Here is a 544-nt window from a genome sequence, read left to right as displayed (position 1 = left end):
TGCGTAATCTGGAGGAAATGATGGCTGAGCGCGGCATTGTCGTTGATCATTTCACGCTTCACCGTTGGATTATCCGCCTGGTGCCGTTGCTGGACAAGGCCTTTCGCCGACATAAGCACACAGTAGGTCGGCTGTGGCGTATGGATTAAACCTACATCAAAATCAAAGGTCAGTGGAAGTATCTGTACCGCGCAGTGGATACCGACGGCCAGACCATCGACTTTTTTGCTGACGGCTAAACGGGATACCGCAGCGGCCCTGCGTTTCTTCCGCAAAGCTATTCGCCGGCATGGCGAACCTGAAGTGGTGGCCATCGATAAAAGTGGTGCCAGTGCAGCAGCACTTGCCACAGTCAATGCCAACAAATCAGAAGAAGAAATTATCACCCTCAGGCAAAACAAGTATCTTAATAACCTGATTGAGCAGGATCACCGAAATATCAAACGACGGATACGTCTGATGCCGGGATTCAAATCGTTTCGGCGGGCGCAGGCGATACTGGCCGGCATTGAACTGCTCCACATGATAAGAAAAGGGCAATATC

At 50.9% G+C, this 544-nt stretch carries 1 pseudogene; it reads left to right on the top strand.

The annotated features are described in order from the left end of the window. Window positions 1–544, top strand: a pseudogene (locus IAE27_RS29350) (IS6 family transposase); the annotation flags it as partial.

This window comes from Klebsiella sp. S69, assembly GCF_016516145.1.
GTDB classification, from domain to species: Bacteria; Pseudomonadota; Gammaproteobacteria; order Enterobacterales; family Enterobacteriaceae; genus Klebsiella; species Klebsiella oxytoca.
The sequence above is the reverse complement of the archived record's forward strand: the minus strand, read 5'-3'. Positions and strand labels throughout refer to the sequence as shown.